General features: G+C 69.2%; 8 protein-coding genes. 5 read left to right on the plus strand and 3 right to left on the minus strand.

What is annotated here, in order from left to right:
- Positions 1-108 precede the first annotated feature (108 nt).
- Positions 109-1,707: a phosphoglycerate dehydrogenase gene (gene serA / locus ACLJOO_RS39550; RefSeq protein WP_410793101.1), complete on the plus strand. Its 1,599-nt coding sequence runs from the start codon at positions 109-111 to the stop codon at positions 1,705-1,707.
- A 106-nt stretch (positions 1,708-1,813) separates the two neighbouring features.
- Here serA and ACLJOO_RS39555 read toward each other — a convergent pair whose 3' ends face one another.
- Positions 1,814-2,380, minus strand: a complete 567-nt coding sequence (locus ACLJOO_RS39555) for an O-methyltransferase (protein WP_130387539.1) — start codon at positions 2,378-2,380, stop codon at positions 1,814-1,816.
- 146 nt (positions 2,381-2,526) lie between these two features.
- On the opposite strand from ACLJOO_RS39555, the gene ACLJOO_RS39560 reads away from it, so the two are divergent.
- Genes ACLJOO_RS39560 through ACLJOO_RS39570 form a run of 3 tightly spaced genes read left to right on the plus strand, consistent with a single transcriptional unit; the run spans position 2,527 to position 4,869 of the window.
- On the plus strand, positions 2,527-2,682 hold the full coding sequence (locus tag ACLJOO_RS39560) for a hypothetical protein (RefSeq protein ID WP_410793103.1): 156 nt from the start codon (positions 2,527-2,529) through the stop codon (positions 2,680-2,682).
- A complete protein-coding gene (locus tag ACLJOO_RS39565; protein WP_410793105.1) occupies positions 2,679-3,728 on the plus strand; it encodes a 3-isopropylmalate dehydrogenase in 1,050 nt (349 codons plus the stop codon). Before ACLJOO_RS39560 ends, ACLJOO_RS39565 begins: the two co-directional genes overlap by 4 nt.
- Positions 3,729-3,777: 49 nt before the next feature.
- Entirely contained in the window at positions 3,778-4,869 is a 1,092-nt protein-coding gene (locus ACLJOO_RS39570; protein WP_410793107.1) for a branched-chain amino acid aminotransferase, read from the plus strand.
- 52 nt (positions 4,870-4,921) lie between these two features.
- Here ACLJOO_RS39570 and ACLJOO_RS39575 read toward each other — a convergent pair whose 3' ends face one another.
- Positions 4,922-5,413: a hypothetical protein gene (locus ACLJOO_RS39575; RefSeq protein ID WP_410793109.1), complete on the minus strand. Its 492-nt coding sequence runs from the start codon at positions 5,411-5,413 to the stop codon at positions 4,922-4,924.
- 37 nt (positions 5,414-5,450) lie between these two features.
- Positions 5,451-5,933 carry a hypothetical protein gene (locus ACLJOO_RS39580; RefSeq protein WP_410793111.1) on the minus strand — a complete coding sequence of 161 codons (483 nt, stop codon included), beginning with the start codon at positions 5,931-5,933 and terminating at the stop codon, positions 5,451-5,453.
- A gap of 105 nt (positions 5,934-6,038) precedes the next feature.
- Between ACLJOO_RS39580 and ACLJOO_RS39585 the strand changes: the two genes are divergently transcribed.
- Complete coding sequence (locus ACLJOO_RS39585) at positions 6,039-6,437, plus strand: hypothetical protein (RefSeq protein ID WP_410793113.1); 399 nt, start codon at positions 6,039-6,041, stop codon at positions 6,435-6,437.
- Positions 6,438-6,930: the final 493 nt, after the last annotated feature.

Below are 6,930 nucleotides of genomic sequence, written 5' to 3' on the forward strand. Positions count from 1 at the left end.
TGGGTCCCCGTTCACGGTGCGGAGTGGACGGGGTACCATCGAGGTAGCGGGCACAGCGCGGTGCTCTGTTCTTGATGAGCCCCTACCGCTTCTGCAGGAGATTCCTCCATGACTGACGTAACCCGGCCCGTCGTCCTGATCGCCGAAGAGCTCAGCCCGGCCACCGTCGAGGCGCTCGGCCCCGACTTCGAGATCCGCCAGGCCAACGGTGCCGACCGCGCCGAGCTGCTCCCGGCCATCGCCGACGTCGACGCCATCCTGATCCGCAGCGCCACCAAGGTGGACGCCGAGGCCCTGGCCGCCGCGAAGAAGCTGAAGGTCGTCGCCCGCGCCGGTGTCGGCCTGGACAACGTGGACGTGAAGGCCGCCACCCAGGCCGGTGTGATGGTCGTGAACGCGCCGACCTCCAACATCACCAGCGCCGCCGAGCTGGCCGTCGCGCTGCTGCTGGCGTCCGCCCGCCGGGTCCCGGCCGCGAACGAGTCGCTCAAGAAGGGCGAGTGGAAGCGCAGCAAGTACTCGGGTGTCGAGCTGTTCGAGAAGACCGTCGGCATCGTCGGCCTCGGCAAGATCGGCGTCCTGGTCGCGCAGCGACTGGCCGCCTTCGGCATGAACGTGATCGCCTACGACCCGTACGTGCAGGCCGGCCGGGCCGCGCAGATGGGCGTCCGGCTCGCCACCCTGGACGAGCTGCTGGCGACCAGTGACTTCATCTCCGTGCACCTCCCGAAGACCCCGGAGACCATCGGCCTGATCGGCGACGAGCAGCTGCACAAGGTCAAGCCCGAGGTCATCATCGTGAACGCGGCCCGCGGCGGCATCGTCGACGAGCAGGCGCTCTACAGCGCGCTCAAGGAGGGCCGGGTGGCCGGCGCCGGCCTGGACGTGTTCGCGTCCGAGCCGTGCACCGACTCGCCGCTGTTCGAGTTCGAGAACGTCGTCGTCACGCCGCACCTCGGCGCGTCCACCGACGAAGCGCAGGAGAAGGCCGGGATCGCGGTCGCCAAGTCGGTCCGGCTCGCGCTGTCGGGCGAGCTGGTCCCGGACGCGGTCAACGTCCAGGGCGGCGTGATCGCCGAGGACGTCCGCCCGGGCATCGGGCTGACGGAGAAGCTCGGCCGGATCTTCACCGCGCTGGCCGGCGGCGTCGCGCAGCAGCTCGACGTCGAGGTCCGCGGCGAGATCACGCAGTACGACGTGAAGGTGCTCGAGCTGGCCGCGCTCAAGGGTGTGTTCGCGGATGTCGTCGAGGACAACGTCTCGTACGTGAACGCGCCGCTGCTGGCGGCCGAGCGGGGCCTCGAGGTCCGGCTCGTCACCGACCACGACAGCCCCGAGCACCGCAACCTGATCACGCTCCGCGGCACGCTCGCCGACGGCGCCCAGGTGTCGGTGTCCGGCACGCTGGTCGGCGTCCGGCAGTCGGAGCGGCTGGTCGAGATCGACGGGTACGACCTCGAGATCGAGCTCTCCGCGCACCTGGCGTTCCTCACCTACGAGGACCGGCCGGGCGCGGTCGGCCAGATCGGCCGCATCCTCGGCGACGCCGACGTGAACATCGCCGGCATGCAGGTCAGCCGCGACCGCAAGGGCGGCAAGGCCCTGGTGGCGCTGTCGGTCGACTCGAAGATCGTGCCCACGGTCCTCGACGACATCGCCGCCGCAGTCCAGGCAGATACGGCCCGCACGGTGGATCTCGAGGCCTGATTCACCCCAACGACTGATTTACTGGAAGCGGTCAGCCGCCCGCAGGCGCATGGCGGCTGACAAGGGCCCGAGCTCCATAGCTCGGGCCCGCTTCATTTCAGTGCTTCTAGTGGCGAGTGGCCAGCAGTACGGCGGCGTCGGGGGCGACCATCACCTCGACGGTGGTGAAACGCTTGTCCATCAGCCATTCCTGGCGGAGCGTGTCGACGCGCCCCTCGTACATCGGCGGCCAGACGGCCGACGGCGTGAAGTCGTCCAGTACGACGAAGCCGCCCGGCTCGACCACGTCCGCGATGATGTCGCGGGCGGACAGCTTCGCCTCGCGGGCGTCCACGAACAGCAGCGCGAACGGGCCGCGCTCGATCAGCGCGGTCCAGTCGGCGGAGACGACCTCGATCCGCTCGTCGTCGGCGAACAGTTCCGCGACCACCTGCGCGAGCTGCGGATCGCTCTCCGCGGTGACGATCGACGTGCTCTCGCCGGCGCCGCTGCGCAGCCACGCCGAACCGACGCCGCAGCCGGTCCCGAGCTCACCGAGCAGGCCGGTCTTCGAGGCCGCGAGGGTGGCGAGCAAGCGGCCGGTCTCGTTCCTGGTGGAGCTGACGAATCCGCGCCGTCCGGACAGGCTGAGGGCCGCGGAGACCAGCGGCGGCAGTTCTGGAGGAGCACTCACCGGCTGAGAGTCGCACAGGTCCGGTCCAGTGACCGCACCCAGATCTCATATTCCGGGACAAGCTGCCCGCATGGTGGAGAAATAGTCGGATGTACGAGTAAATTCGTGCGCATCCTGCCGCCCACGACATATTTGGGAGCAGCTGCATGTACGACATGTATCCAGCCAACTGGCCCTCGATCGACGCGCGCGAGCGCAAGGCGACCCGGCGTCGCCGCAGCATGCGCCCGGCGAGCGACGAGGTCAAGGCTGTCCAAGAGGCCATGAACCGCCGTGACAATGGGGGAGAACCCAAGAAGTGAGCGAGACGAAGAACTTCACGCTGGCCGTCGTCCCCGGTGACGGGATCGGACCCGAGGTGACCACCGAGGCGCTCAAGGTCCTCGACGCGGTCGCGGCGCAGCACGGCGTGACGTTCGACCGGACCGAGTACGACCTCGGCGCCAAGCGCTGGCACGCCACTGGTGAGACGCTGCCGGACGCCGAGCTGGAGGAGATCCGCAAGCACGACGCGATCCTGCTCGGCGCGGTCGGAGACCCGAGCGTCCCGTCCGGCGTCCTCGAGCGCGGTCTGCTGCTCAAGCTCCGGTTCACCCTCGACCACTACGTGAACCTGCGGCCCTCGAAGATCTACCCGTCCGTCGGCTCCCCGCTGGCGAACCCGGGCGACGTCGACTTCGTCGTCGTCCGCGAAGGCACCGAGGGCCCGTACGTCGGCAACGGCGGCGCGCTCCGGGTCGGGACGCCGGCCGAGATCGCCACCGAGGTGTCGGTCAACACGGCGTACGGCGTCGAACGGGTCGTCCGCGACGCGTTCGCCCGCGCGCAGGCCCGCCCGCGCAAGAAGCTGACGCTGGTGCACAAGAACAACGTGCTGGTGTACGCCGGCCACCTGTGGAAGCGGACCGTCGACAAGGTCGCCGAGGAGTTCCCGGAGATCGCCGTCGACTACCTGCACGTGGACGCCGCGACGATCTTCCTGGTCACCGACCCGGCCCGGTTCGACGTGATCGTCACCGACAACCTGTTCGGCGACATCATCACCGACCTGGCGGCCGCGATCAGCGGCGGGATCGGGCTGGCCGCGAGCGGCAACATCAACCCGGACCGGACCGCGCCGAGCATGTTCGAGCCGGTGCACGGCTCCGCGCCGGACATCGCCGGCCAGCAGAAGGCCGACCCGACCGCGGCGATCCTGTCCGCGGCGCTGCTGCTCGAGCACCTCGGTCTGACCGAGGCGGCGCGCGCGATCGAGGACGCCGTCACGGCGGACATCGAGGAGCGCACGGGCGCTGCCCGCAGTACCGCGGAGATCGGTGACGCGATCGCCAAGCGCGCGGCCGGCTGAAGAAGGTGGATGCTCGCATGACCACTTGGTCGAGAGGTACGGTGCGGCTATGAGCGCCGATCTGCAGTTCACCGTTGAGCCAAGCACCCAACCGGCCAGCGACGACCAGCGCGCCCAGATCCTGGCGAACCCGGGATTCGGGCAGTACTTCTCCGACCACATGGCGATCGCCACCTGGACGGCCGAGAAGGGCTGGCACGACGCACGGATCACCGCCTTCGGACCGCTGGAGCTGTCTCCCGCGACCTCGGTGTTCCACTACGCCCAGACGATTTTCGAGGGGATGAAGGCCTACCGGCATCCCGACGACTCGATCCATCTGTTCCGCCCCGAGGCGAACGCGATCCGGTTCCAGCGGTCCGCGCACCGGCTCGCGCTGCCGGAGCTGCCGATCGCGGCGTTCCTCGACTCGCTGCACAAGCTGGTCGAGATCGACCGGGCCTGGGTGCCGGGCGGCGGGGAGACGTCGCTGTACCTGCGGCCGTTCATGTTCGGCTCGGACCCGTTCCTCGGCGTCCGCCCGTCGGCCCAGGTCACGTACTGCGCGATTGCGTCGCCGGCCGGGTCGTACTTCGCGAACGGCGTGAAGCCGGTCCGGATCTGGCTGAGCGAGGAGTACACCCGCGCGGCCCCCGGCGGCACCGGCGCGGCGAAGACCGGCGGCAACTACGCCTCCTCGCTGCTCGCCCAGGCCGAGGCGATCGAGCAGGGCTGCGACCAGGTCGCGTTCCTGGACGCGGTCGAGAAGAAGTGGGTCGAGGAGCTCGGCGGGATGAACCTGTACTTCGTCCTCGACGACAACTCGGTCGTCACGCCGGAGCTGTCCGGCACGATCCTCGAGGGCGTCACCCGGGACTCGATCCTGAAGCTGGTCACCGACCTCGGCTACACGGTCACCGAGCGCAAGATCTCGGTCGACGAGTGGCGCGAGGGCGCGGCCTCCGGCAAGGTGCGCGAGGTCTTCGCCTGCGGCACGGCCGCGGTCGTCACCCCGGTCGCCTCGCTGAAGTGGAAGGACGGCGAGACCGAGATCGGCGACGGCAACGGCGGCCCGGTCACCGCAGCCGTCCGCACCGCCCTCCTCGACGTCCAGTACGGCCGAGCAGCAGACCCGCACGGCTGGATGACCCGCATCTCCTGAAGCTCGCATCGGTGCGACGGCCTCCCCGGCTCCCCGGGGAGGCCGTCGCACGTCAGGAGCGTGTCTTCTTGAGGGCGACGATCGAGACGACTGTCGCGATGATCCACAGGCCGACGGCAACAGCCGGCGCACCGGTCCAGGAGACGCTCATCTGGAAGCTGCCGTCCGGCTGGTTCGCGATGATGACGACCGTGACCACCAGACCGGCGACGCCCATCAGGACGGGGGCGCCGGTGTGCGGCGGGACCAGCAGGAACCCGAGGGCCAGCACCAGGTACGACAGGAAGAGGACGGTGCCCGCGGCATCCATCGGCGAGTTGCCGTCCGGCGTCAGGCCTAGCAGGCTGACGCCGCTGTAGAGGCTGGTCTCGCGCCTGGACCCGAATTGGGTCATCAGCCAGGTGGGCGCCAGCGTCACCAGCAACGCGAGCCCCATCCCGAACCCCATCAGGCGGAACTGCAACCGGCTGAGCGCGCCCGAGGGCCGGAACAGCGCGGTCCGGACGTCCTCGTCGGAGGTGTCACGACTGTCGGCATCGCTCACTGCTGTGTCCCTTCTCGTGGTCTCCGCCGGGCCTTCGTCATGACCGTTGCCTGGTCTCGAACCAGCCGATGGTGTTGATGACGGCCAGCAGCAACCACAGTCCGAGCGCGAGGATCGGCGCCCCGGTCCAGCCGATCTCGGTCTCTCGACCCCCATCCGGCTTCAGCAGCATGATCACGATGGTGTCCACGAGCCCGGCGTACGCACAGGCGAAGGCGGCGATCCTCGTCGGCGTCGCCAGTGCGACCAGCACCAGGACGATGTACGCGATGAACAGCAGGTTGGCGGCGCTGCCGAGGATCGTGGCGTCGCGGGCCATGCCGAATCCGGTGTACAGGTTGGGGCTGCTGCGGCTGTACTCATGCGTCAGCCAGGTCGGCGTGAGCGTGACCAGCACCGCGAGCGCGGTGGCGTAGCCCAGCAGCTGGAACCGCAGCCGTTGCAGGGGATCTCTTTCGCCCGGCGGCGGCAACGGAGCCTTCAGGACGTTCAGGTCGACCTGGTCGTCGGGCTCGCTCACTTGATGAATCCCATCTGTCCAGTAGAGGTTTCATAGGATCTTTCAGGTCTGAGGGCCGGACGGGCGGTCGCTGTCCACAGGTCCGGTTCGATAGGGTCGGGCGCCATGAGCAGCTTCCCGGACGACGTCGAGGGCTACTACGCCGAGCTGGCCGAGCGCCGGGGATGGTCGGCCGAGACGTCCGCCGCGATCCGGTCGACGGTGGAGTTGATTCGGGACCTGGATCGGGGGACGGCCTCGCGGACGTACGGCGCGGCGGTCGACGACTACGGCACCGACTGGCTGTACGAGGCGGTCTGGCACGAGCGGGAGTGGGTCGTCGTCCGCCAGCTCGGGATGGGGGAGGACGGCGAGGTACGGCGGTACTGGTGGCAGCGTCTCGAGGATGACGAGGGGATGCTCACCGACCAGTCCCTGAACCGCGAGGACTGGGGCCTGCGCCCGCTCACCCGCGAGGACTTCTACACCGCCTGGGACGATCCGGGCTGGTCCCTCAGTGCCTAATCTTTGGGCCTGAACCACCCCATCCCCACCACCCACGCCCCCGCCCACCGCCACTGCGCCCACCACCGACCGCCCCAAGCCTCCCCGGCCAGTGCCCGACGGGCGCAACGTGGCTCCTCGACGGCTGCCCCACCGGGCGGGCGCACCCTTGCGAGCCGGAGGCCAGTGCGGATCCTGCCCGATCCGGGCAGACCTCCAAGGAGCGGGGAAACAAGTTTGCAGATCGCGACGACTTCTATCCCCGCTACGACGGCTCTCGCGGGCCGCCCGTGCGGAAGCACGCCGTACGCGATCAGCCAGCCCCGTCCCCTCGGCGCCCCGGCTCTCCCAAACCAGTTTGGGGAGTCCTGCCCTCCCGAATCGGGCTGTGTTCTGAAGGGACATGTCTGACAGAGGTGTGTAGGGAGATGTCGGACACCTGATGGCTGTGGCTCAGTGTGTGAGTCATGGCGGATCTGGTGGTTCCGATGGAGGTTCGGTTCGCGATCGGCGC

The sequence above is a fragment of the Kribbella sp. C-35 genome (genome assembly GCF_046549195.1).
Lineage (GTDB): Bacteria > Actinomycetota > Actinomycetes > Propionibacteriales > Kribbellaceae > Kribbella.

Coding starts and splice junctions, on each gene's coding strand:
- ACLJOO_RS39585 (WP_410793113.1), top strand. CDS start 6,039: ATGAGCAGCTTCCCGGACGACGTCGAGGGCTACTACGCCGAGCTGGCC.
- serA (WP_410793101.1), top strand. CDS start 109: ATGACTGACGTAACCCGGCCCGTCGTCCTGATCGCCGAAGAGCTCAGC.
- ACLJOO_RS39570 (WP_410793107.1), top strand. CDS start 3,778: ATGAGCGCCGATCTGCAGTTCACCGTTGAGCCAAGCACCCAACCGGCC.
- ACLJOO_RS39560 (WP_410793103.1), top strand. CDS start 2,527: ATGTACGACATGTATCCAGCCAACTGGCCCTCGATCGACGCGCGCGAG.